Origin of the sequence: Cellulomonas carbonis (genome assembly GCF_014636275.1) — a bacterium.
In the GTDB taxonomy this organism is placed as follows: Bacteria; Actinomycetota; Actinomycetes; order Actinomycetales; family Cellulomonadaceae; genus Actinotalea; species Actinotalea carbonis.
Genome location: NZ_BMEB01000010.1, coordinates 24,182 through 48,754, shown reverse-complemented (window position 1 = coordinate 48,754; position 24,573 = coordinate 24,182). Strand labels below are relative to the sequence as shown.

Genomic DNA, 24,573 nt, shown 5'->3' with positions numbered 1-24,573 from the left:
TCGGATAATCCCAATAGTCAACTAGAGTGCGGTAGATGGACCCATCGCTGAACCCGTACAGTCCGGGCTCCGGGCGGCGACCACCCGAGCTGGTGGGTAGGACGGGGGAGTTGGAGGCCTTCGACACCCTGGTCGCTCGCACCCGCAACCGTCTGTCCGATCGCGGCATCGTCCTGACCGGCTTGCGCGGTGTCGGTAAGACGGTCCTGCTGAACGAGATGCATGCTCACGCCGACCGCTTCGAGTGGCTGACCGTGCGCCTGGAAGCCCGCCGCGACGAAGCCGGCGCAGCAGCGGTGCGCCGGGCACTAGCGCGCGACCTCGTCGCCGCGGCGCGCAAGCTGACCCGACGCTCCGTCGGCGCGCGCATGCGGCAGGCGCTGGAGACGATCAGCGCTTTCAACGCCACGATCGGTGCGACAGGGATCTCCCTGGGGGTGGACCTGGCCAACGGCAGGGCTGACTCCGGTGACCCGGAGGTCGACCTGCTCGAGCTCGTCGAAGACGTCTCCCTCGCCCTAGCCGAGGATGGCCGCGCGTTCGGCCTGTTCATCGACGAGATGCAGGACCTCGACCAGATCACCATGGGGGCGCTGATCGCCGCTCAGCACCTCGCCGGGCAGCGGGGATGGCCGTTCTACGTGATCGGTGCTGGCTTGCCGAACCTGCCGCGCGTCCTGACCGAGACCCGCTCCTACGCCGAACGGCTCTTCAACTACCGCCCCATCGGGCAGCTGCCACCAGGTGAAGCAGCCCGCGCGCTCGTCGAGCCAGCCGAACGGCTCGGCGCTGGGTTCGCTGCCGACGGGCTGGACACCATCCTCGAGGCGGCTGGCGGGTACCCTTACTTCCTGCAGGAGTACGGCCAGGCGATCTGGAACCTCGCCCCCGCCAAGACCTTCACCGCCGACGATGCCGCGGCCGCGGTGCAGTTCGGTCTGGAGCACCTCGACGCGGCGTTCTTCCGCTCACGCTGGGAACGTGCCACACCAGCCGAGCGCCGTGTCCTGCTCGCCATGGCCCAGGACCACGATGCACCGTCGCAGACCTCCGACGTGGCCCGACGAGTCGGGCTGAAGATCACCAGCCTCGGGCCGTACCGGGCCAACCTGATGGCCAAGGGCCTGATCTACTCGCCCGAGCACGGGCAGGTGGCCTACACCGTTCCCGGTATGGCGGCGTTCGTCGACCGTCACCGCGACGACCTGGACCGCGCATGACACCAGGGGACTGGATCACCCTGGCGGCCGTCGTTGTCGCCATCGTCGCGGTCGTTGTCGCCATCGTCGCGACCGTGCCAGCTTGGGTATCGCTTCGCTTCACCCGGCAGGCGGCCGCCGCCGCGTCTGCACAGACTGAGCTGCAGCGGCAGGTCGCTCAAGAGGCTCGCCTCCCGTTGCTGTGGGCGGACGTACGTCCCGACGAGCATCGCCTGCCGATGATGCTTCTCGTCGTTGGGAATAGTGGCCCCACCGTCGCGCGGGACGTGCGCGTCGTCATCGAGCCCCGGCTGCGTGCACCCGCCAAGGCCTTCAACTGCGATAGGGCGCAGGACGACGCCGCCGCCGGCATCACGGCGCTGCCGCCTGGCCGCGTGCTGTCATGGACGATCGGGCTCGGTCCGGAGCTGCTCGAGGCTCAGCAAGGTATCGACACCTTCACGATGACGCTCACTGGCACGGCGGCCGACGGCACGCCGCTCGCGGACTCCTTCGCCTTCCGTCTTGAAGACCTCCGCTACACCGACGCGACGGCCGGCCCCGCACAGGCCACCGTCGACCAGCTGAAGCACGTCGTCACTGAACTCCGCACGCTTGTGAAGAAGATCGAGTGAATCCGGTCACGACTCTCCGAGCCGGTAACTGCTGAACACGGATGCCAGCGCCGACATCTCGCTCGGGTCGCTAGTACGTCGCGGCGCTCTGCGGGGCGTCTCGGGCCAGGCCGTCCCCAGAGCCGACCTTCGCGAAGTTCCCTCTGATTGGACGAGGTAGGGGGCACGATGGTGGCATGACGACGATTACGTTCGAAGGGCCAATCCGGGGTGGTGGCGCGCCACCGTGTGCAGTGCTGCGGTGCAGTGCCGCTGCTGAGTGGGTGGCCGCCCTGGCGACGCGGGCGACGGGCCGCACGGAGACGCTGCTGTGCGGCGCACACAAGGCGCAGGTGGACGGTGGGACTCCGTGGCGGTGGGACAGCGCCGAGCGCGTCTTCCTTGTGGGGCCTGACCGTCTCACGGCGGGGCCAACTCCCGTGGACGACTATCGGTTCAACGTTCAGGTGGGCGACATCGACAGCGCAGTTGGGCCCGCCCCGGTGGTGCTGAAGCTGACGGCGGGTCGCGACGAAGTGCCAGCGGTGATGATGAGCCGGGAGACCGCGGCCGCGCTCGGAAGGGCGCTACTAGACATCGGTGAGCCGGGGTGGCGAACGCAGCGCTGACAAACGCAGATCTGGCCGGGCGACGTCCGACATAACGTAAGTTATCGGAACTCCGACGGCACCTCACCGCTGTCGCCTGGTTGGATACCCCGGGGGGGTATGGCGTGTCCACGGTGGGCGGTCAACCGTGGAACGATCCTCAAGTCTGCAAGACGACGTGGAAGAAGAGGGTGCGCAAATGAGTGTGGTCGTGACGGTGAGGGTCGATGTGTACGACTCGAAGGACCAGTACCTCGGATCACTGTCCCGCGAGGGGGTGCGGCTCGAAGCTGCACCGAGAGTCGGAGAGAAGATCGCACTCACGGCCTTCGGCCTGCCGCTCGGCGGCCCAGTGGATTTGGAGCCAGTGCACTCTGTGGAGCACCACCCGTCCGGCCAAAGCCTCGCGGTCGTCGTGCGTCGCCACGCGCAGGGTGAGGCGGCGTTTGCAGAGCAGGTCAGTGCCGCTGAGGCTGAGTGGAAGCCGTTCGAGGCTTTCTAGCCAATCTCGACGGACGGGGGCTGCGGGCTGTGCTTCGACTGCAGAGCGCGAGCCAGCCGGTCGCGACTGACTTGCCCGACGCCCCCTTGATGGGCAACGCGTCAGGACGCGGCCCCCCTGCGAGCGACGCTCCCACACTCGCGACCAGCCCGTCGCGATCTGAACATAAGTCCTCTATCCGTGCGCGATCGCGCCGGCCGATATCCGTCGCCGACGTCTGACTGACACATCCCCAGTTGCGCCCCTCGGCAGCGCATAGCAGCCGGTCGCCACCGATAGACCATCTCGTAGTCATTCCGAACTCGGTCGGGATCGCTCAGTACATGGGGGCGCTCTTCTCCCTCCAGAGTGCCGGCGCGTGCTCAGCTCCCGTTCGACATCTCCCCCGGCATGCTCCGTCCCCGCCCTGGAATGCCTCGGGAGTTCCCGGGTTATCGACGTGCCCCTGACGCGGCCGTCCGAACCCGCCTACATCTGCAGGTCCTCGACGAGCCGCCTGAGGGAAGAGTTGGAGAGAATGGCCGAGAGAGGAATGTGCAGGCCCATCCTGTTCGCCACCGTCGCTTGCAGGCGGAGGGCGCTCAGCGAATGCCCGCCAAGCTCCAAGAAGTTGTCGTGCGGACCTACAGCGTCCACCTCCAGGACATCACGCCACGTGGCTGCCAGCGCCGCTTCCAAGCCGGCCCGCAGGTTGGACGACCCAGGTGGAGTGCCCGGAACGTCGCGATGTTGCTGCGGGAGCAGCCTCTGATCGATCTTCCCGTTCTCCGTGAGCGGCAGCTTCTCGACACGGACGAGACGCGGCACCGAGGCAGGCGGGAGCCGGTGCTTCACCCACCGGGCGAGAGCCGTGACGTCCAGAGACGTCTTGACATAAGCCTCGACCTCGCTTTCACGCGCCCGTTCCGTGAGAACGGCCACACAGTCGCGAACGTCCGGGTGCCTCAGGAGCACGTCCTCGATCTCGCTCAGATCGACGCGGAAGCCCCGCACTTTGACTTGCCTGTCCTGCCTGCCGAGATAGTCGAGATTGCCATCTCGAGACATGCGCACCATGTCTCCCGTCCGGTACACGCGGCCGGACCCGAACGGGTTGTCCATGAAGCGGCTGGGGGCTCCGTCGTTACTACCGCCGTATCCGCGGGCCACCGCTGCCCCAGACAACCACAACTCGCCTATCTCGCCACGCTCGACGACGCCGTTGTCGCCGACGACATAGGCGGTCACATTTGGGAGCGGCCGCCCGATAACGTTCCGATGGCCGGGAAAGACGGTTCGACCGCTGTGCACCACGTAGCAGGACACGGGAGCGATGGTCGCTTCTGCCGGGCCATAGCTGTTCATCACCGCCACGCGGGGAGCGAGTCGGCTGATGAGATCGAGACGCGAAGGACGGTACGCCTCGCCTCCGATGATGATGAGTCTCAAACTTGGCGGCGGCGCTTCTCTGCACTCCTCCAGGTGGTCTACGAGCAGGTGGAAGAGAGCCGTCGTCATGCCGATGACGGTCACGGATTCGCGTCGTGCCAGATCCATGAGTGCCGCCATTCCTTGATGCGCATCACCCACCACGAGCCGGGCCCCCGCCGCGAGGGGGCTCACTGTCTCCTCCCAGAAGGCGTCGAAGGCAAAGGACGAGAGTGTCATGAACACATCACCCGAGTGGAGGCCGGATGCCTGAACGAAACCCGCCACATGATTGGCGAGGCTCTTGCGATCCACGAGTACGACCTTCGAGGTGCTCGACGAGCCAGACGTCCTCACCGCGTACGCGACATCACGGTCCTCCGACAAGGCACTCGACGTTGGATGGGGCGACTCTTCGCTGTAGGGCGCGGTCGGGCGTCGCTGGTGGAGACGTCGCAGGACCTCCACCACATGCTCGGCGGATCGCTCGCGGAACGACAAGGCACAAGGGCTGGGCTCGTCGCGACGCATGATTCTTCCCAGTTGCCGCCAGGAGACGACGGTGCCCTCGCTCGACACCGCTGTATCCGTGTCCTGTCGCGCGACGAGGCGCGCGGTGATCTCCTCAATGGTCTCCACCTCCAGTGCAGGGCCCTCGATCGCGCTGGCCAAACCGGGCGGTTTCATCGAGGTTTCCCCCAGGTCGTGAAGGGCCCCCTGGAAAGCGAGCCAGAGAGAGTCCATCTGCGCGTCGTCGAACATGTCCCGCGCATACTCCCAGCGCACTTCCCAGTCCTCGTCCGTCGACGCCTCGTCGGAGATGACCGTCACATCGATCGGCGCCTTCACCCATCCGTTCGACTCGAAACTGGCGGCCACTCCTCCAGCTGCCGCGAAGTCCTCACGAGGAAAGGCGCCTTGATGCATGCTGAAGAGGGCGTGGAAAGGAACGACGTCGGGCCCCTGCCGCTTACGCAGCCGCTCGAGCACGTCGCGATAGGGCGTGATGCCTCGCATCACCGCATGAGCGACGGACACCCTGAGGCTCGCCAGCCCTTCCTCATCCGTCGCGGTGGTGTCCAGACGGAGACATGCCGTGTTCACGAACATGCCCACGACCGACTCGCTTTCGCTGGACCGTCCCGACACGGCCGTCCCGAGAACGACGTCCGGTTCGCCGCTCGCCGCCGCCAGCGCCTTGGCGAAGGCCCAGGCGAGCACATCGAAAGCGGTTGAGCCCCTGAAGCGCGCCTGCGCCGCGTCGAGGACCGAGCGCGGCATGGCGTAGGACCGGCTCCGAGCCGCCTGCGGGCCCTTTCCGGCCTCCGACAGCGGAGTCGGTCCTGCTGGAGGCCGAGGCACGTCGTGGAGGTACTCCTCCCAGTACGTCAGATCGGCAGACGGATCATGCCGTTCGTAGCTCATCGTCGCCGAGGCGTAGTCGCTACCCGCCGGTACCAGTCCGTTCCGGTAGTGGCGGAACACCTGTCCCGCCAGGATCGAGAAGGACAGGCCGTCGTGGACGAAGTGATGCTCCGCCTGGCTGACGCGCCAGTGCCCGCCCGGGAGAGAGACCAGTCGCAGCCGGATCAGCGGGCCGCTCTCACGATCCCACGGCTCGGTCGCTGCGTCGTCGAGCCACGAATCCGCGGACTCCAGCGTCTCCGCCATTTGGAAGCTGGCATCGAACCTCGTCTCTTCCCACGGAACCACGCGAAGGGCTGACCCGTCGTAGTGATAACCCTGCGCGAAGACGCTGTGCTGAGCGAGGACGACAGCCACCGAGTTCACGAACCGTTCGGGATCGAAGACCGGCGAGAACGTGTACCGGACCTCGAACTGATACGCGGTCCCAGGAGCGAGCTGCTCTTCGATGTATGCACTCAGCTGCTGGGGGGTGGCGAGAGCCGATCGCGACGTCGGCGCCGCTGCATCCTGCGCCGTGAGCGTCGCCTCGACGAACGTGTACGGCTTGTCCGAGAGCAAGGCTGCGAGCGAGAGGTTCCAGCCGGCCCGTCGCACGGCTGCTCGGCACCTCAGTGCGGCCAACGAGTCCCCGCCTGAGGACACGAAACCGGCGGTTGCTCCCGGGCGGCCGACTAGATCCGCCCACACTTCCCTCAGCACCTGTTCGCCTGTCGCGGTCGCTGAACGAGAGGCAAAGACGATCCTCTCCACCTCCGGGTAGTCCACTTTCGCGCGGGGCGTGAGTGGCAGCCCGGCGGCGACCCGGATGACGTTGGGTTGGCTCGCCGACGGCAGGATGTCCTGCAAGTACTCGCGAAAGGACTCGATCGCGATCTGTCTGCCCCCACGAGGGGCGAGTAGCAAACCCACCTCGCACGCTGCATCTCCTCCGGAGACGACCGCCGCCGCAGCTGCTACGCCGTCGAAGCAGCGTGCGGCGGCCTCGATGCCTTCCAGCTCGACGCGCAAGCCCGCCACTTTGACCTGCCGGTCCCTGCGACCGATGTACAGGAGCTCGCCGCTCTCAGCACGCCTACCCAGGTCCCCAGTGCGGTACCACGTCTCGCCCGACCGTTCCACGAAGCTCTGTCGGTCTGAGTCCGAAGCCGTGACGTAGCCTGACGCGATTCGCGGCCCACCGATGCATATCTCACCGAGCGCGCCCGCTCCGACCTCCTCGCCGGCGTCGTCGACGAGAACCACCACTGCCCCGGCAACAGCTGTGCCGATGGATCGTGAGTCCTTCTCGGGGCTGGCCGACACCTCCACGGCGGTCGAGACCACGTTCGCTTCCGCCGGCCCGTACATGTTCCAGTAGCGCACGCCGCTGAGGGCGTCGGGCAGTGCATGGAGTGGACCGCCCCCGACGGCGACGACGAGGGGCGGATGCGACTCACCGGTGCGGACGCGCGAAAGGGCGAGAGCGAACTCATCCAGGTAGATGGATGGCACGAAGACGCTCGTGGCTTCGGCGGCTTGAACGTACTCGGCAAGCCTGGACATGTCCGCACGGGTATGAGGATCGGAAAGCATGAGAGTCCCGCCCGCCAGCAGTGTGGCCCAGACCTCCATGACGTGGGCGTCGAAAGCCGGGTTGGCTGTGACTAGGGTGGCGCCGCCGATTCCGTAGCCGATGCAGTGGAGCCACCCGCAGAGGGACGCGTGGGCGGACTCCTTGATGACGACGCACTTGGGCCGCCCGCTCGTTCCTGACGTGAAGACTCCGTAGCCGTCGTCAGGGCCCACCATCACGGCGTCTCGAGCCGCAAGGCCGGTCGAGGTCTCTGCCGAAATGTAGGCACCGGCTCGCAGCTCCTCGACGAGATCCATCGCCATCTCACGTCTGAGCGACACGTCCAAGACGATCGGAACGGCGCCGGCAAGGCGCGCTGCGACCTCTGCCACCACCAGTTCCTCACTCAAGGGCAGGTGGAGGATCCATCGAGTTCCGTCAGCCCCGAGGCGAGCCCTGAGCCGGGTGGCTCGGACCAATAGCTCACGGTACGTCAGGCATCTTCCGGCGGATGTCACCGCGAGCCGCTCCGGGCTCTCCTTCGCATGGCGCCGAACCGCCTGGCCGAGTCGAGACGGACCATATCGCTGTGCGATCGCTGCCATGGGTCCTCCCCCTAGTCGACCGACGAGAACGGTGGTGACACGACGTCGCCTGAATTCGCCCCGCTCAACCTCTCCATGAGGAGCCCGCACTCCTCTGCAGATCCCGATCTGCTCTTCAAAGACTCGGCCACGTGGGCACGCTGGTCAGGAGCGAGCTCCTGACTGAGCTTGTACATCGCATCGAAGCGGAGATCCTCCAGCTCGAACGCACGAACACCAGGAAGGAGCTGCTCGATGTAGGAGGTGTGGAGGTCGGCCCGCCATTCGCCGGGTCCGAACTTCTGCTCGAATCGATCAGCGGTGTCGGTCACGACGGCTCGCGCGTCCGCCGGGCGGTCCAGCCACCGCAGTGCTCCGGTCACGTGCACCGTCACGAAGTTCCACGTCGGCGCCGAGGGCCTGGTGGTGTAGACGGAGGGTGAGACATAGCCGTTCGGCCCGTTGAACACCAGGTATGCCGCAGCACCGTCCGCCGCGGACCTCGCGTGGGGATTGGCGCGGTTCATATGTCCGCGCAGGCGCACACCTCCCGTAGCGCTCGACTGAGCGCCGGCGCCGCGCGTCGCCGAACGATCAGCGACGATCGGCACTTGCGAGACATGGATGTCCGGGGCAGCGGTGATCAGAGTCGCCAGTGGGAAGTCTTCGATGACTTGCAGGACGTGCGATTGATCCGGCGCCTGGTACTTCCGTGGGACTAGCACTATGCCGCCCTCCCCGTCCGGAGAAGCGCTTTGATTCGTGACGCCATCGCACCTGCCCGCGTGGCGATGTTGCTGACGAGTCCCACACCGAGCCCATGGCTCGGCTCGGCGTGCGCTCCATGGATGAGCAGATTCTCGATCGGGCGACCCAAGACGTCGACAGCCTCGAAATGTGCCGTGAGAAGGGGAGCGCCGTCAGCCCAGCTGAGCCGGAGTGAAGGGTCCGACAGGAGGGGGCGGAGGTCGACAGGCCTGTACCCCGTGGCGCAGAGGAGCAGTGCCACACGTCTCAGGACGCGCTTACCGGAGTGGTCCTCCAGCAACACCTCGACGTGCCCATCTTTCTCCGTGACCGCGTTTAGGGTCGAGCCGCGCCACGCGGTGTATCGCGCACCGCCGGCAAGGCGGTGGTCCTGAATGGTGTCGTAGAGCCGCTGCAGCGTGTCCGCATCCACGACTCCGTAGTTCGTGTTCGCGTGCGCGCTTCGCCATGCGCTCCGCACCGAGTCCTTGGCACCGAACATCACCTCGGGGCCGGTCCGGTCGAAGAGCTCGTTCGCGAACGGATTGTCATCGGCGCGCATCATCCCGTACGGGTGGAAGTAGTGCTCGAAGTCTGACGTCCCGTTATGACGCCGGAGCAGCATCAACAGGACCTCCGCCGCGCTCTGGCCGGCGCCGAGGACCCCGATCGGGCCGTCGATACGGTCCTGCAGGCCTGGCAACTGGGATGCGTTGGCGCTGTGCAGCACACGCCGGGACCTCGCGACACCACCCGGCATGTGCGGCTCCGAGCCGACCCCGAGCACCACCACCCGAGCTCTCACCTCGTGCGGTCCGACGTCACCGTGGCCCGCCGCCGCACCGGCTGGTTCGGACCTGACCGTCCACAGATCGGAGTACGTGCATCGGGCGATCGACGTGACCGTACGTGCGAAGGTGCACACATCCTTGATCGCATCCGCTGACCAGCACAGGTACTCGTGAAACAGCTCCCGCGTCGCGGTCGTGTGCGCTGCGTTCACGAACGACTCAAAGGCACCGACCTCGTGGAGATAGTTGACGAATGTCAGTGGATGCGTAGGGTCCCGAGGTGTGACGAGGTCTTTGAGAAAGTGGACCTGCATCCTCGTCCCCGGCAGGAGCGCCTCCCTGTGCCAGGTGAAGCTCGGCTCCTTCTCCAGGACGGTGACATCAATCCCCGCGTCCTTCAGTGCTATGGCGAGTGCCAGATTGGCGGGTCCGAGGCCGACAACGCACACGTCGGTCACGGTCACTCCGCTCGGCGACTGCGCGCCCATTGTGGCGCTCATCTGATTCGCTCAGCCAGCAGGCGAGGTGTAGGGCATTGCTTTAGGTCGTAGAGACGGGGCGGATCGATGCCTTCGACCTGCGCGAGGCGGTACAGGACCGCCAGAGCGGAGAGAGAGTTTCCTCCGGCCCTGAAAAAGTCCGTGTCCGCTGACACGGCGCTTCCCGGCGGCAGCATCTCGCGGAAGAGACGGACTATCCGCGATACCGCTGCGGCATCGGGTGCGGCTTCTCCCACGACCGGCCGGGACGGACCACGCGGATGCCCTGCGTCCGGTTCCTGCTCCGCAACTGGCGTGGGCCCGAGCTGCCAGGCCGTTGCGTTCACCGGCGCCTGGGTCAAGGAGCCCACCAGGTCGCGCGCGAAGGCGGTCACGGCGGTCACTCGATCTGTGTGGTCGGAAGCGATCAGGAGCTCCGCACCACGGTTCGAGGGCTTCCACTGCACCATCAGCGGATACAGGCACGACGGGTTCGGGCTCTCAACTGCCTCACCGCGCCAGTCCCCGAGCTTCAGAGGAGCGGTCGCCGACGACATGTAGTTCACGCAGACGTCCAGGGGGTCGATGGCGGAACCGCGTGTGAACCGCGGTGCGCCCTGACCGCCGTTCAGGCGATCCAGATGATCCAGCATGCGACGCCGCACCGCGTCGTAGATGGCTTCCAGCGGAAGCTGTTGGAGGTCGTGCAACCCGTTGAGGACCGGAAGGGAGACGGTTGCATGGCGGATTGAATCGTCATGGTCAAGTCTGGTGGGGACACCCAGGATCTGCTGTGGGATGTCCTTCCCCTCCAACGCCTGCACGACGCGCGCGACGAGAAGCACTGCCGGCGTCACACCGGCACGACGGGCCTCGCCGAGAACTTCGTCGACCGTTCCCGATTTCAGCGACGCCCGACCGACAAGCGCTGCCGAGCCGTGACGGCTGTCGCTCGCCCCGACAACCGCCTGCACGACTTCCCCGGGAGCCGAGACGCCTCTCGACCACGACGGCCGATACGTGACCGCGCGGGAGAACGACGACTCCAGCCGTTCTCGCAGCGTCGACAGTGCGACTCCGTCCGCCGCCAGGTGATGACCTCGGATCGCAATGGCTGTCTGCTGCGGCCAGAGAATCACCTCCACCGTGAGGAGAGGAGCGTGTGCCAGCTCCTCCGGTCGCCAACTGCGATGTAGCTCACCGAGCACCGACTCCAGCGAGGGCGGGTCCGAGTCGGGCAGCGCCGTCGTGCGCAGCACGGCGTCAGCAGTGATGGTCGGATCGCACTCACGCCAGGTCTCACCGCCGGCGGTGACGAAGCGAACCGAGAACGCCGCCACCTCCTGGATGAGGATCTCCACCGCTCCCCGAAGCCTTTCGAGGTCGGGCCGGTGCGCGCCGATCCACGCCTGCATGATGCTGTAGGCGCCATCCGGAGAGGGCCGGGAGTGCACGTCCAGCCAAGTAGCGAGCTCTGCGGGCGAAAGAGCGTGTCTCATCGTGCACCCGATCGCAGTCGACGGATCGGGGGATCCTCGACGTCGTCCCGGGGAATCACCCGCTCGCCCGGGAACGGGTCAGCCGTAAGGCTCACTGCGCAGACGGCGATGAACGCCGTGTACTGCCACGCATGGGCTATAAGTGCCTCGATCAGGTCAGTGCGGGCAGCCTCGCCGAGGCCTGCTAACGCCGCGCGGTTCCAAAGCCCCTCCCGCAAGCTGTCCACCATCTCGCCGTGGAGCGAACCGGCCACGGCGTTGTACTCCGCCCAGTTTTCGGGTGAGGACGAGGAGTGCGCGACCGGAACTCGGAGGCCGACCGGTCCCGTGGCCGCGCCGACAGAGCCGTCGAGCTGGGCGAGCAGGCCGTTGATGCAGTCGGAGACGACCGCGGGTGCATCGCCAGCGGCGGGAGTCCGCAGCCACAGACCTTCCACCGGCGTTGCGGAGGCCTGCAGCAGCTGTGCACATCGCCTTCCCAGTCCCACGGCAGCGCAGTGCGCGACGACGAGGCACGGCTCGTCACGCTGACCCGCCGACTCCAGCGACGATCGCAGCGCTCCGGTCAGACTCTCGACGCCCGGACCCAGACCTGGTGCGAAGGGATCGATGCGGTGTCTCACGCGCGGCTGCAGCGGTGCGGCGTCGAATCGATCGGCGAACCGAAGCTCGAGCAGCGGTGATTCGAGAGACAGGAGGGTCGTCACGCCGACCTGCTTCTCTTGACCGCCACCACCACGAGTCGGGAGCTGTCACGAGAGTAGTCGGCGCCACGCTCGTCGAGGACCGCGGTCGTGGTGAGACCGACTCGTCCCAGCAGTCCATGCATCTCGCTGGCGGGGTAGAGCCTGGTCTCGAAGAAGAAGGACGATCGTCGACCGTCACGGCTGATGTCGCGCCACTGTCGGAGCCGGGACGTCGGCGCGTCCCAGCTGAGTCGGTCGGTCTGCACGTCGTCACCACGGCGCACCTCCATGAACTCGCGGAAGTAACGGACCACGTAGTCGTAGGCGATGATGTCGAGGAGAAGAAGGCCGCCCGGGACGAGGTGGTCGGCTGCTCGTCGCAGGATCGACTCGTTCACCTCATCCGAGTAGTACGAGAACCCCGTGTTCCAGTTGATGGCCACGTCGAACTTGCGCTCGAGGTCCAGGTGACGGATGTCCTGGCGCACATATTCGGCTGGGCCATCCGTTTTGGCTGACCTGAGGTATGCGTCCTGGATGTCCACACCGAGGACGTTGAAGTTGTACGGGGGCGACGCTAGTCGATTGGTCAGTCTGCCCCATCCGCATCCGAGGTCGAGGACGCTCACGGAACCTCGCCTGTGCTCGTCGATCAGGTCGTTGATAGAACGCACCTCCGCTTCAGTCCGTGCAGGGGGGCACATCACTTCGTGGAAGTAGCGGAAGTCGTCGTCGAACACCTCGTCCTCCTGAGTGCGAGCTCCGGCCACCGCTAGCTCCCCTCCCTCTGCGCTATCAGCTCGCCCACGGCGGCGGATGCGAAATCCGAGCACTCCCCTGCGGAGTAGACGCCCTCAGCACCTTCGGTCAGGACGCTCACCCGTCCGGTGCGCCCGAGCGAGGCATGGACGAAGAGACTCGCCGAGGGCTCGACGGCGGGTGGAAGGCGACAGTCCGCTTCGAGGAGCGTCGGTTCCGCGTCACCAGCCTCTTCTGCACCGTAGGTGACGCTCAGGAGCAGCTGGGGCTGGCGCCACGGGAAGGGATAACTAGACGGCTCCAGGACCTGATAGGCCGTTGCAAGAGGCAGACCCTGCCGCCTGCTCGCCCGTGCGAGAGCGATGTCCCAGGACGGCGGCCCTCGGTGATCGGGCGGGAGGATCACCGGCACGACGTTCGAGAAGTTGCCGACGGCGACCGCGGCTGAGCTGTCCTGCCGATTGGCGAACAGCATGCCGATCTGCCACACGGGCTCCCCGAACACCTTGTGCGCCGCGGCCGCGGCCGCGATCAGCACCGACACGGCCGGCTCGCGTGTGGCACCGACGGGAGCATCGGGCCCCGGCGGATCCATGACGCCGGAAGACGTGCCAGTGAACATCCGGGACCGCACCGGGGACGATGGCCGTGGCCGATTGGGGAAGCCGCCCGACAGGGGTCGGCCAGCGAGGTCGGATCTCAACGCAGCCAGGTCTGCGTCCCGATCTGCGGTCGACTGCTCGACGCACCAGTGAAGCCAGCTCTCCGGGGGGACGGAGGGCGGCTGCCCACGGAGCATGCCGCTCAGATCCCGCTTGATCACCGACACGCTCGCGCCGTCGACGAAGAGCCTGTTCAGGCCGATGCAGAGGTATGCGGAGGACGCGGGTCCCTCAACTGTCGCCAGCGTCATCGTGCTGGTGCTCGCGCGGGTGAAGCGCATGGTCGTGAACACGGTCGGCACGTCGTCCGGCCGTCCGACCCGCATTACCTCGAAGCGCGCGCTCGCGCCGACCGTCGACTGAACGCCTTCATCGGTTACGTAGCATCTCAGGGCGTCGTGGCGTTCCACGAGGGCCGACCACGCCTCCCTGATGGCGTCGACCTCGACGCCATCGCTCAGTCGGTACACCAGCCGCAGCATGTCCGCTTCCGGTGACACGGCCGACGTCGTCGTCTGCCGTCGGTACTCGAGACGACCCCGTTGGCCCGCCGTCAGCGCGGCTGAAGGTGGTGCCTCGAGCTCCTGCGGTCGTCCGTGCTGAACGAGCTGGTGCAGGCGGGAGAGGCTCGGTGCCCGGAGGAACTCCTTGAGGTCAAGCGTGACCCTGTAGGCGTCCTGCACACGTCGGACGAGCGTGAGGGCACTGAGGGAGTTCCCGCCTGCTGCGTAGAAATCCTCTGCTGCTCCGTCGTCGCTCGGAGAGCCAAGCACGGATCGCCAGATGTCCGCGAGCTGCGATGGGACGACGGTCCGCTGTTCTCCGTCAGCGGCGCACGGCGCTGCGGTACGGCGCCACACTCTTGCACCGCGGGAGGCCAGTGCTGAGAGATCGATCTTGTCCGTCGTAGTTCTCGGAAAGCGCTCGAGGACGACTATCTCGTCAGGAAGCATGTACTCCGGGAGTCTCTCTTCGAGCCGCGTCCACAACTCGCCGGGATTGCATCGGAGGCCCGTGACATAGACCGAAAGGAGAGCACGGGTCCCGTCTTCCGGAGGCGCGAACTTGACCGCTACCTCTTCGCAGAGTTGGGTGTCGGTGACCGCCCAACGAACCTCCGACAGCTCAGCACGTTGACCACGGATCTTGATCTGATCGTCCGTACGTCCGACGAACACGATGTTGCCGTGCCGGTCGTGGATGCCATAGTCACCCGTGCGATAGAGCAACCGCCCGGGGGTGTAGGGGTCCTCGACCAACGCATCCGATGGCCCGTTGAGGTAACCAGGGAAGAGTCCGACACCGCTGATGCACAACTCTCCGGGAGTGCCGGGGACCACCCGTCGGAGCGATTCGCCGAGCAGCCTCACGGTTCGACCCGGCAGGGGCCTTCCTACGGTGACCGGTTGGCCGGGCAGCACTTCAGCGAGGGTGGTCCAGACCGACAACTCGGTTGGTCCGTAGATGTTGAACAGGCGGCACGACGTCTGCAGGATGCGATCGGCCAGGGAGGCGGTCAAGGCCTCTCCGCCCGAGACGATGGTTGTTCTCTCCGGCGGGAACGGCCAGTCGCTCAAGAGACTGCTGAGCACTGTGGGCGTGGCTTGGACCAGTAGTCGCTCCTCGCCGTTGAAGCGGGCGCCGGGAAGCGTCTCGGGTGGCGCGTCGATCCAGTCGCCGCCCACCAGTGCTGCGAGGGTCATGTCGAGGATCGACACGTCGAAGGAGGGCTGGGAGACCGATACAATCGCGCAACGGTCGTTCAGTTGGAACTCGTCCAACAGCGTCCTGGCGATGTGCCAGAGACCAGCGCGCGACGTCGGTATAGCCTTCGGTGAGCCTGTGGATCCGGACGTGAACGTGATGTAGGCCGTGTCGGCGAGCTGTGACCTCGAGTCGCGTCGTCCGGAAGCCGTCCGGGCTCTGGCGCGGTTTCCGTGCTCGACGACCACGTCGGGCTGGACGATCGCGAGGGCCGCATCCTTCCGTTCGGCCGGCCAGCGCGCGTCCACGGGGATGTAGGTGTCTCCACGTGCATGGCATGCGAGGAACCAACACAGGCGGTCGACGTCGCGTTGCGCGAGGTGGGACACCTTCAGAGGATGTGGTCCGACTGCGTCGAGCCACGCGGTGCGTTCGTCCACCATCCGCTGCAGCGAGTGCCGCATCGTGCGCCCAGATCCTGCCTCGATGGTTGCGCTGCGCATCACGCGCGCAGACCTTGGGAAGCCCAGGCTCGCGCCCGCAGGTGATGGCGAGCTGCTGACGTCGCTCCTCTGTGACGCGACGGTCACGGGCGATTCGTTGCACTCGTATGCCCGAGCCAGTTCGCAGATCGGCGAGTCCGGGGCGCGCAGTGCCGCACTTGCGAGAGCGGTGAACGAGCGCGCGAACCCCGCCAACGCTTCGCGGCTGAAGATGTCGGCTCTGGCTGTGAACCTCAGCGTCCGACCGTCGACGTCGGCGGCGGAACGAAGGACGTCGATCGTCAGGTCCATGATGGAGCGCTCCGGCTGGATGTCCATCCGGTGGCAGAGCGCGCCGTCGAGGTGCAGCGTCGTCGAGCCGAGATACTGGACGTTCAGTCGTACACCCGTCACCGGGTGTCCTGTTCCTCGACGCTGCAGTGCCGTGATCCGAGCGATGCGGGAGAGTTGGGTGAAGCAGTGCTGCCAGGCCTCGTAGAACCTCGACTGCGCTTCTTCGCTCACGTCTCCGATGGAGCGGTCGGTGGGCGCAGTCACGACGACCGGCACGAACATCGAGGTCAACCCGATTGCACGGCTCGAGGCAAACCTCGGGTCCAAGGCCATGCTGCCGACGACAGCCGCGTCCTGCCCACTCGCCTGCGCCACCGCGACGGCTGTCACTCCGAGCCACATGCTGAACTCGGTGAGGCCGCGACTCCTCGCGTAGCTGCAGATCATCTCGGCGGCCTCCCGCGTCAACGCCTCCTCGTGCACATGCGTCAGGTAGGTCACGTCCAGCGGCACCGGGCGCCCCAGGCTCTGATCCCTCGGCGCAGACGCGAAGTGCCGCAGCCAGAACTCGTCGGCGTCCTGCTGGTCATCGGTGTAGGCAGGGGACGTCTCGGACTGGATGCAGCTCGGGTCGCCAGAGTTGTACACAGCCGCGAGATCCTCGAGGAAGACCACCTCGGACCGTCCGTCGAAGAACGCATGGTGAAACACCAGCAAGAGTGACGCCTCTTTTGGGCCGGATATCCAAACGTGCGCTCGGAACGGGGACTCGCTCCGCCAGTCGAACCGAGCGTCGAAGACTTCCCTGAGATCAGCAGGACTGGGTTTCGCTGCCGTACGGTGGACGGTCAGCCTGGGGCGGGGATCCGACGGGGACGTCGGATCAAGCACGACCCGCGGAACCGTCGACTGGTCGAACTCGACCCGGCACCGGAGCAAGGGATGGGCCGCACAGACCGCCTCGACCGCGTATGCGAGGCGCTCTACGTCGAGCCGCCCGGAGATCTCCAGCGCGAGCCCGACGTTGTGTATTTGGATACCCGTCACCTCTTCCTGGACGAGCATAGCTAGCTGCTGTTCGGTCAGGCTCATTCGCGCTGCGCCACCCTGCTGACCAGTTGATGCCGCTCAAGCGTGCCGAGTACCGCAGCCACGTCCTCCATCGCGCGGAGAGAGGTCACCGTGAAATGCCGGGATATCACCTCGGCGATCTCGTCCACGGAGCAACCCTCTGTCACCATCTCCCACGTCAGGGCGGCCAGCAGGTTCAACTCGTAGAGTTCCCCCCGATCACTCAGGAGAGCGACCGAATCGGACGCTTCGAGACGCAGGTCGTCTCGAGAAAGGCAGTCCTTGAGCGTGCCGGCGTCACGGAGGCTCAGTGCCCGCTGGAACAGTACGCCGTCTTTTGGTTGAAACCGCATGTGGGTCCTCCTTGATGACGGTGCCCCGGAAAGGATGGCTTCCCTGTTCCGGGGCACCGACCCACCTCGTCGTCAGCAGGTCATCGGCGCATCCGGAAGACCGAGGACCTCCGGCGGCACATACTCGCGTCGCTCATCGCTCGTCGGCTCGTCGCTCATCGCTACACCCCCTTCCCGTTGCGACCTCCCGTGCCGGCTATTCCGGCTTACGGAGGACCTTGTACGGCTCGCCAGCCGCCGAACCGGACCGGCGATGCACGACGGGCCATGAGGAGTCGAACGGGCGGTCCTCACCGACCAGGACAAGGAGGCCGAGGGCGGCGACGAGGTCCATCACCTCATCGGTGGATGTGACGAGCTCAAGGGGGCAATCTGGTCCGACGACGACCACGTCGTACCAGTTCATGGGCAGATCGCGGACGTCCGGCCCCTTCTCCTGCGGGCCACTGCCCACGGCTCCCGGGACCGGATCCGCACCCCCTCCAGCCACCGTCACCTCGACTCCCGAATCCACCATCGCGGCCGCAGCAGAACCGTCGAGACAAGCCCCCAGGTCCAGGAGTCGATCCGGTCGCCGGCCCCTCCAGCGGTCAAGGTCCGCTACGTCCAGCCCGAGCGCCGTCACAGCGCTGCAGACTGCTCGCGGACCGCTGACCTGCGCGGACGCGGCGTGTCGAAGGACCCCGGGTTGGACGGTGCCCTGTGCTCGTCGAGTGCAAGGCAACCGGGATGGCTACGCATGTCGGCGAGGAAGTTTGAGCCCTGCCAGATGTCCGTCAGTCGCGTCGAGGATAGGTTGCCGATGATTCGTTCGGTGTACGCGCACGGTGCGACGTCACCATTCGGCCGGAGGGTGATGCTGCGAGTACCGCAAGGGCAGCCGGCGTCCAGATCCGCTCCACCCGGCTCGTCCCCGTAGATGAGGACGACCTTGATCGGGGACGATCGCGCCAGGTCCTCCATCGTCTCCCGCAGGACCTCTTCGTCCTCGGAAGTCAGCTCGTAGAGCGATCGTGACGCGACCCCGTTCCCCGCCGGGCGGAATCGCTTAAGTTCGAGGCAGTCGACGCCCTTGAAGCGATCTTCCTGGGTGAGATCGCGGAGTCGTCGAAGATTCTGCCGCGTCACAACCGTTGACAACCTGACCCGGAGGCCCATCTTCACGCTCGCGCTGATCGCTGAGACCGCCCGGTCGAAGCTGCCGTTCTTGCGCCGGAAGAGGTCATGTGTCGCCGCGTCGACGCCGTCGATCGACACGTACAGGGAGTTCAGGCCCGCGTCGCTGAGACGGCCTGCGACGTTCTCGTCCACCAACCAGCCATTGGTCGTGATGTTGGTGTCGACGCCTCCAGAGGCGAGCTTCTCCACGACCTCGATTGCATCGCGCCGAATCAGCGGCTCCCCACCGCCCAGTCCTACCTTGAAGACCCCCGCCGACGTCATCTGGTCAGCGATGTCCAGATACGCCTGCCTGTCCAGCTCCTTCGGGTACCACGGTGCTCTGCTGTAGCAGTGTGAGCAGTTGAAGTTGCACGCATACGTGTAGTTCCAGGCCACGTAAATTGGTGCGCTCGTCAGTACCGCCATCGGGTCCCCCGCCCTTCGGAATCACTGATCGTTGCGACCGTAGCCGCCCATCCCCAGGCTCGTCTAGGTGCTGCGGCTCGCGAACTCCGAGCCGATACCGAGCGCCCGCGCAGACCTCAGCGTGGCCGGGTCATAGAGGAGTTGACTGTGTGACGCTCGTGTTCATCGGCTGGTCTCTCTTGGCCCGCGCGGCCTGCGGGGCCGTGAGGAGGCTCGATCATCGCGCTGGCCAGGCGCGTCACTTAGGCGGCGCGAGTGGGAGCACCCTCCCCACCGGCATGCCGGCCGGTTCGGCGACCGCCGGAGCTTCGCGGCCGCTTGCGGGCGGCCGTTCGGCAACCACGGCCGTCGCTGGGGCGTGATCGACCTCCGGTCACGACGCTGAGGTGAAGGTGCTCAGGCGAGGCTCCCACCGTCTCCGGACCGCGACCTCGGCCGAGCGCCCGGCCCGAGCGCCGCCTGGACGCGAACAGTGGGGCGAACCATTTCAGCGGCGTCAGATCGCCGTGCGAGCCGACCTTGACAACCGTCAGTGACCGAACGAGGGCGGCGCCCCATCGGCGGAGCGTCTCTTCCCGATACCTTTTCTGGAGACATTCACGGGCTGACCGGCCGCGGGGTGTCTCGAGTAGGAAGCGACGCGGCCGACACGCACGTCGACGAACGGGTGCGAACACTGTCGGCATTCCTGACGTCACCGAGGCGGGGGCCAGGGCGCCCGTTGAATCGACCCGTGTCATCGAGGTAGGTACAGTCTTGGCTCATGCATCGCCGCCCGGCGTCCGACCATCGCTCAGTATCGAGAAGTCGAGCCCAGGTGCCTCAGGGAAGCGATCGGCCGAAACCCGGGAGGTCAGGTGACGTTCTCCGGACTAGTGCCCACGGGCGTGATCACCGTCGAGGTCCCGGGGCCGGGGGCTGGAGCGGTCAGCGGCCGCCGTGCACGCGAGTTTCTCGAGGGGCGCCGGTGTGCCAGCGAGGCTCTTCGTCAACTCGGTTCGAGTGACTGCGCGGTCCTTGTAGGTCACGCCCGCCAGCCGATTTGGCCGTTTGGGGTGGTGGGCTCGATCACGCATTGCTGCGGACTCACGGCGGCATCCGTGGCGTGGCGGGACGCGATCTCCGGCCTGGGCATCGATGCGGAACCAGCCGAGCCGCTTCCCGAGGGGTTGCACGAACTGGTTGCCTCCCGTGACGAGTGGACTTCCTACTTCTCACAGCTGGGAGCGCACCCGAGGACCGAGAGACTGCTGTTCAGTGCCAAGGAGAGCGTGTTCAAGGCGCTCTTTCCTCTCTACGGAGAATGGCTGGAGTTCGAGGACGTCACCGTCTTCATCGCACGGCGTACGTTTACCGCCACTGCCCGCTTGAGCAGTCGAACACCCCTGGAGATCATCGGCCGCTGGAGCGTCGACGCGGACCATCTCCGGACGGCGGTGGCCATCCCGGCATCACGTGCTTAGGCGACCGAGCCGCTCACTGCGCAGGGCACTGCTCAGACGCGTGACCCCCCGTGATCCACTCCCTCAGACGAGGAAGCGTCGCGTCGAGACACTCGTGCGGAGGCACCGTTCTGCCAGAGCGCTCCGCGAGCACCCGGCAGAGGGCCAAGGCTCCGAGCGACGTCCCTCCCGCCTCACGGAGGGTCATGCCGTTCGGCGCCGCCGGGTCGGCGCCGGCCATGCACCACCACTCCAGCGCCTCGTCGTCCGTAGGTCCTGCGCCCACGATCACGCTTGAGACGAGCGACGCTCGGTCCCGCTTCCCACTGGACGTCCGTGGCCACTCATCCACGAGCACGATCCTGCTGGGGCGCAGATGCTCCGGTAGGCGTCCAGCGATCGCTCTTCCCACGTCCGTGACGTCGACGTCCCCGAGCACCCATGACACGAGCTGTTGTGAGCCGGACGGCAGGGTGATCACATCGGTGAGCGCATCCCGGACACCCTCCGACTGAAGAAGCGCCTCGTCGACGCTGTTCAGGTCGACCCTAATGCCGTTGCACTTCCTCTGATCGTCCCGGCGGCCACGGAAGTGGATGACACCCGCGGCGTCCCGCACCCCGAAGTCGCCGCTCCTGTACAGACGACGCGAGGCGAATTCTCCGGACTCGGGCGACTGGTGTGCCGGCGAGGTCCGCATTGAGGTCCCGACATAGCCCGGTGATATGCCCGTGTCCGCCAGGATCCACAGCTCACCCGTCGCTCCGACCGGCGCCGCGTTGCCCTCCTCGTCGACCACGACGACGTCATAGGCCCCCATCGGCCGACCGAGCGGGACGAAGAGCTCCTCACAGGTCCTGCCGCTCCAGCCGAGGACTTCAGAGGTCTCGGTCTGCCCATAGAGGTTGTGGTACTCGACGCTCGCGGGGAAATGGCTGTCGAGCCGCCGCAAGGTCTGCCGGCGCATGGCCTCGCCCGATGTGCAGAGCCACCGTAGTCCCGGATAGCGCGCGGACGGGACGCTCAGGAGGTATTGATCGAGCATCGTCGGCACGAAGTGGACCGCCCGGATGTCCTCCTGTTCGAGGACCGATGCCAGGTATCGAGGATCGGACTCCCTCCCCGGTGGCACGACGTCGACCGTCGCTCCTGCTACTAGGGGGCCAAGGAGCTCCCAGAGGAAGACGTCGAACGTGAACTGGCACTTGAGAGGCACCGCGTCGCCCGGAACCATTGGGAAGCGCGACTGGAGCTCGTGGACGCGTGCGTCGAGTGACTCGTGGGAGACGGCAACCCCCTTCGGCTGCCCTGTGGATCCCGACGTATGGTAGATGAAGGCGATCGCCTCATCGACATGCTGACCAGGGAAGCGCCCCGCCAAAGGCGCTGGCTCCGAGGCGGTCGCGCCTCGCTCCGCCGCTGACGGCGAAGCGATTCTGATGTCGAACGGGTCAGCGCCGCTACCGGCGAAAACAGCGGCGCGGACGTTGAGCATCCGCCCCAGGTTCTCGAGGAGCTCATCGCTGGTCTGCGGTGATATCGGAACGATCGGCAATCGGCAGGAGAGAGCCGCCAGGACAGTCAGGCACAGGAGGTGGGAGCGAGGGATGCCGATAGCCACGGTGTTGCCGGGCCTCAGACCAGCACCGCGGAGGGCGTCCTCCACCTGCGCGACGCCCTGCGCTAGCTCCGCATAGGTGATGCCGGTATCGGACAGGGTCCGCAAGGCGACAGACCCTGGTCGGACGCCGATCCAGTAGTCGATCCTCTCGAGGATGCTGCGAGGGTGCGTCTCCGCAGCGACTCCTGCCGGCTCCCCCATGGCCCCCTCCTGTTTCGGCCTCTCGCGCCCGCCGCTGCATGAGAGGCTGGGCAACTGCGGCCCGTGCGCGAAGTCTGCTGGCTACGTCGAACTACAGGGCGGAGACGAGTACCGCCGAAGAGGCTTTGGTTGCGGGCCCCCTGTCAGCGCCAACAACGCTCATCCTTCTCCTACGGGCAGGATGAGTTCGGAGCGTGACCTGACGGCTTTGGCCACCGCGTCGACGAAGAGCTCACGGTCGACGGTGACGGTGGAGCGTTGACCCCTGAGCCGTACCGCAGCAGTACCGTCCTCGCGCTCGCGCAGACCGAGCACCACGGTGAGGGGGACCTTCTGGGCCTGAGCGACCCTAACCCTGTTACCGAGCGTCTCGTCGCGACCGTCCACCTCGACGGCCACGCCAGCGCGACGGAGCCCGGCTGCGGTCTCCTCGGCGTACTCGAGGTAGTCAGCCATCACGGGGATGATGACGACCTGGACGGGCGCCATCCACAAGGGGAAAGCGCCCGCGGTGTGTTCGATGTAGATGCCGATGAAGCGCTCGAGCGATCCGTAGATCACGCGATGCACGACAACGGGCGTCTCGCGCTCGCCGCGTTCGTTGGTGACGGCGCATTCAAATCGGCGCGGCAGCTGGAAGTCCAGCTGAATTGTCCCCGTTTGCCACTGCCGGCCCAGCGCGTCTTCCATCAAGATATCAATCTTCGGCCCGTAGAACGCTCCCCCACCTTCTTCCACGAGGTAGTCTCCATCGGTCCTTCGGTCGAGAATCGCACGGAGGGTCGCCTCTGCCTGGTCCCACGTGCCGATGTCGCCGAGGAATCCCTCAGGGCGCGTCCCGAGCCGCAGCTTGTACGTGAGGCCGAAGATCGAGTAGAAGCGGTCCGCGATATCGAAGATGCGTTCGTACTCCTCGGAGATCTGGTCCGCGCGCAAGAAGATGTGCGCGTCATCCTGCTGAAACTTTTGGACGCGCATGAGGCCGTGGAGAGTCCCTGAGCGCTCGTTCCGATGCAGAGGGTCGCAGTCGCTGAACCTGAGCGGCAGGTCGCGGTACGACCGGGTCTTCAGATTGAAGACCACCATCGCGTTAGGGCAGTTCATCGGCTTCACTGCGTAGGTCGCGTCGTCCCCGCCCGGCACGACGAACATGTCTTCGCGGTAGTGCTCCCAATGCCCCGACGTTTCCCAGAGTAGTTTGTTGTTGATCAGCGGCGTGGAGATCTCCTGGTACCCCCGCGCCTCATGTTCCTCTCGCCAGAACGCAAGCAGGTTATTCAGGAGCCGCATACCGTTGGGTAGCCAGTACGGCATGCCCGGCGCCGTTGCGTCGAGATGGAACAGCTCCAGCTCGCGCCCGAGACGGCGGTGGTCTCGCCGCTCAGCCTCGGCGATCAAGTCTTGATGGCGATCGAGCGCCTCCTGGCTCTCCCATGCGGTGCCGTAGATGCGCTGAAGTTGAGGGTTCTTTTCGGAACCACGCCAGTAGGCGGCGGCCACCCTCGTGAGCTTGAAGGCGGGGATGAACCTGGTGCTGGGCACGTGCGGCCCGCGGCACAGATCCCGCCAGACCGTCCTTCCGCCGCGGTCCACGTTGTCGTAGATCGTGAGCTCGCCGTCCCCCACCTCCACCGCGGCGTCCTCACCTGCGACGTCTTTGAGGGAGATGAGGTCCATCTTGAACGGTTCGGCGGCCAGCTCGTAAGCGGCTTCGGCGGCCGTGACTACGCGGCGCACGAAACGCTGATCCGCGGCGATGATCCCGCGCATACGCTTTTCGAGCCGGGTCAGGTCGGCCGTCGAGAACGAACCGTCCAGCCCGAAGTCGTAGTAGAAGCCGTCGCGGATAGGAGGGCCGATGCCCAGCCGGGCATCGGGGAAGTAGGACTGCACCGCCTGCGCCAAGACGTGCGCGCACGAGTGGCGGATGATCCGCAAGCCGTCCTCGGAGTCCGCGGTGACCGGCTCGAGGGTGTCGTTGTCAGGCACTTCAGCCGACAAGTCGATGAGTCTGCCGCGGTATCTCGCCGCCACAGCCCCCTCGACTCCGGCGAGGTAGTCAGCAGCCTGCATCGTCTCCCTCTCCAGTAGGTCGTCGCAACGGGAGGTTCTTGTCACCGTCCACCGAGCCGAACTCTACCTGTCGATGCTTACCGAGGCCTCAGTGTTCTTCTACGGGGCCAGTGAGCGCTCTCCTGCGGGACCGTGCCGGGGCACCGAGCCGGCGCCTCACGATTCACGCACGGCGACGACTCCGAAATGAGTCGGACGACGGGAGGCGATCCGGTCCGCCGACGCCCT

The 24,573-nt window shown here is 66.3% G+C and carries 17 protein-coding genes; 5 read left to right on the top strand and 12 right to left on the bottom strand.

The window, feature by feature from the left end:
* Positions 1-35 precede the first annotated feature (35 nt).
* The 4 genes from IEV86_RS16995 to IEV86_RS16980 all read left to right on the top strand — a co-directional run bounded on the left by IEV86_RS16995 (position 36) and on the right by IEV86_RS16980 (position 2,923).
* Complete coding sequence (locus IEV86_RS16995; RefSeq protein WP_188484814.1) at positions 36-1,220, top strand: ATP-binding protein; 1,185 nt, start codon at positions 36-38, stop codon at positions 1,218-1,220.
* Positions 1,217-1,834 carry a DUF8453 domain-containing protein gene (locus tag IEV86_RS16990; RefSeq protein ID WP_188484813.1) on the top strand — a complete coding sequence of 206 codons (618 nt, stop codon included), beginning with the start codon at positions 1,217-1,219 and terminating at the stop codon, positions 1,832-1,834. The genes IEV86_RS16995 and IEV86_RS16990 overlap by 4 nt, the downstream gene beginning before the upstream one ends.
* A gap of 176 nt (positions 1,835-2,010) precedes the next feature.
* Entirely contained in the window at positions 2,011-2,442 is a 432-nt protein-coding gene (locus IEV86_RS16985) for a hypothetical protein (RefSeq protein WP_188484812.1), read from the top strand.
* Positions 2,443-2,620: 178 nt separating this feature from the next.
* Positions 2,621-2,923, top strand: coding sequence for a hypothetical protein (locus IEV86_RS16980; RefSeq protein WP_188484811.1), 303 nt, complete (start codon positions 2,621-2,623; stop codon positions 2,921-2,923).
* A 468-nt stretch (positions 2,924-3,391) separates the two neighbouring features.
* Here IEV86_RS16980 and IEV86_RS16975 read toward each other — a convergent pair whose 3' ends face one another.
* The 10 genes from IEV86_RS16975 to IEV86_RS16930 form a co-directional block, all read right to left on the bottom strand.
* Positions 3,392-7,915, bottom strand: a complete 4,524-nt coding sequence (locus tag IEV86_RS16975; protein ID WP_188484810.1) for an AMP-binding protein — start codon at positions 7,913-7,915, stop codon at positions 3,392-3,394.
* 11 nt (positions 7,916-7,926) lie between these two features.
* Positions 7,927-8,619, bottom strand: a complete 693-nt coding sequence (locus IEV86_RS16970; RefSeq protein WP_188484809.1) for an FMN-binding negative transcriptional regulator — start codon at positions 8,617-8,619, stop codon at positions 7,927-7,929.
* Positions 8,619-9,890 carry a SidA/IucD/PvdA family monooxygenase gene (locus IEV86_RS16965; protein WP_188484808.1) on the bottom strand — a complete coding sequence of 424 codons (1,272 nt, stop codon included), beginning with the start codon at positions 9,888-9,890 and terminating at the stop codon, positions 8,619-8,621. The genes IEV86_RS16970 and IEV86_RS16965 overlap by 1 nt, the downstream gene beginning before the upstream one ends.
* Positions 9,891-9,928: 38 nt before the next feature.
* Entirely contained in the window at positions 9,929-11,272 is a 1,344-nt protein-coding gene (locus tag IEV86_RS16960) for an acyl carrier protein (protein WP_188484807.1), read from the bottom strand.
* 134 nt (positions 11,273-11,406) lie between these two features.
* Entirely contained in the window at positions 11,407-12,117 is a 711-nt protein-coding gene (locus IEV86_RS16955; RefSeq protein WP_188484806.1) for a hypothetical protein, read from the bottom strand.
* The gene (locus IEV86_RS16950; protein WP_188484805.1) at positions 12,114-12,836 is read right to left on the bottom strand and encodes a class I SAM-dependent methyltransferase; all 723 of its coding nucleotides are present in this window, start codon (positions 12,834-12,836) and stop codon (positions 12,114-12,116) included. The genes IEV86_RS16955 and IEV86_RS16950 overlap by 4 nt, the downstream gene beginning before the upstream one ends.
* 32 nt (positions 12,837-12,868) lie before the next feature.
* Positions 12,869-17,089: an AMP-binding protein gene (locus tag IEV86_RS16945; protein ID WP_188484804.1), complete on the bottom strand. Its 4,221-nt coding sequence runs from the start codon at positions 17,087-17,089 to the stop codon at positions 12,869-12,871.
* Positions 17,086-17,421, bottom strand: a complete 336-nt coding sequence (locus IEV86_RS16940; protein WP_188484803.1) for a PqqD family protein — start codon at positions 17,419-17,421, stop codon at positions 17,086-17,088. The genes IEV86_RS16945 and IEV86_RS16940 overlap by 4 nt, the downstream gene beginning before the upstream one ends.
* Positions 17,422-17,617: 196 nt before the next feature.
* Complete coding sequence (locus IEV86_RS16935) at positions 17,618-18,046, bottom strand: hypothetical protein (RefSeq protein WP_188484802.1); 429 nt, start codon at positions 18,044-18,046, stop codon at positions 17,618-17,620.
* The gene (locus IEV86_RS16930) at positions 18,043-18,978 is read right to left on the bottom strand and encodes a radical SAM protein (RefSeq protein WP_188484801.1); all 936 of its coding nucleotides are present in this window, start codon (positions 18,976-18,978) and stop codon (positions 18,043-18,045) included. Before IEV86_RS16930 ends, IEV86_RS16935 begins: the two co-directional genes overlap by 4 nt.
* Positions 18,979-19,865: 887 nt before the next feature.
* Between IEV86_RS16930 and IEV86_RS16925 the strand changes: the two genes are divergently transcribed.
* Positions 19,866-20,471 carry a 4'-phosphopantetheinyl transferase family protein gene (locus IEV86_RS16925; RefSeq protein ID WP_188484800.1) on the top strand — a complete coding sequence of 202 codons (606 nt, stop codon included), beginning with the start codon at positions 19,866-19,868 and terminating at the stop codon, positions 20,469-20,471.
* A gap of 13 nt (positions 20,472-20,484) precedes the next feature.
* On the opposite strand, the gene IEV86_RS16920 is transcribed toward IEV86_RS16925, so the two are convergent.
* Positions 20,485-22,272, bottom strand: a complete 1,788-nt coding sequence (locus IEV86_RS16920) for an AMP-binding protein (RefSeq protein WP_188484799.1) — start codon at positions 22,270-22,272, stop codon at positions 20,485-20,487.
* Positions 22,273-22,431: 159 nt separating this feature from the next.
* Positions 22,432-24,345, bottom strand: a complete 1,914-nt coding sequence (gene thrS / locus IEV86_RS16915; RefSeq protein ID WP_188484798.1) for a threonine--tRNA ligase — start codon at positions 24,343-24,345, stop codon at positions 22,432-22,434.
* Positions 24,346-24,573: the final 228 nt, after the last annotated feature.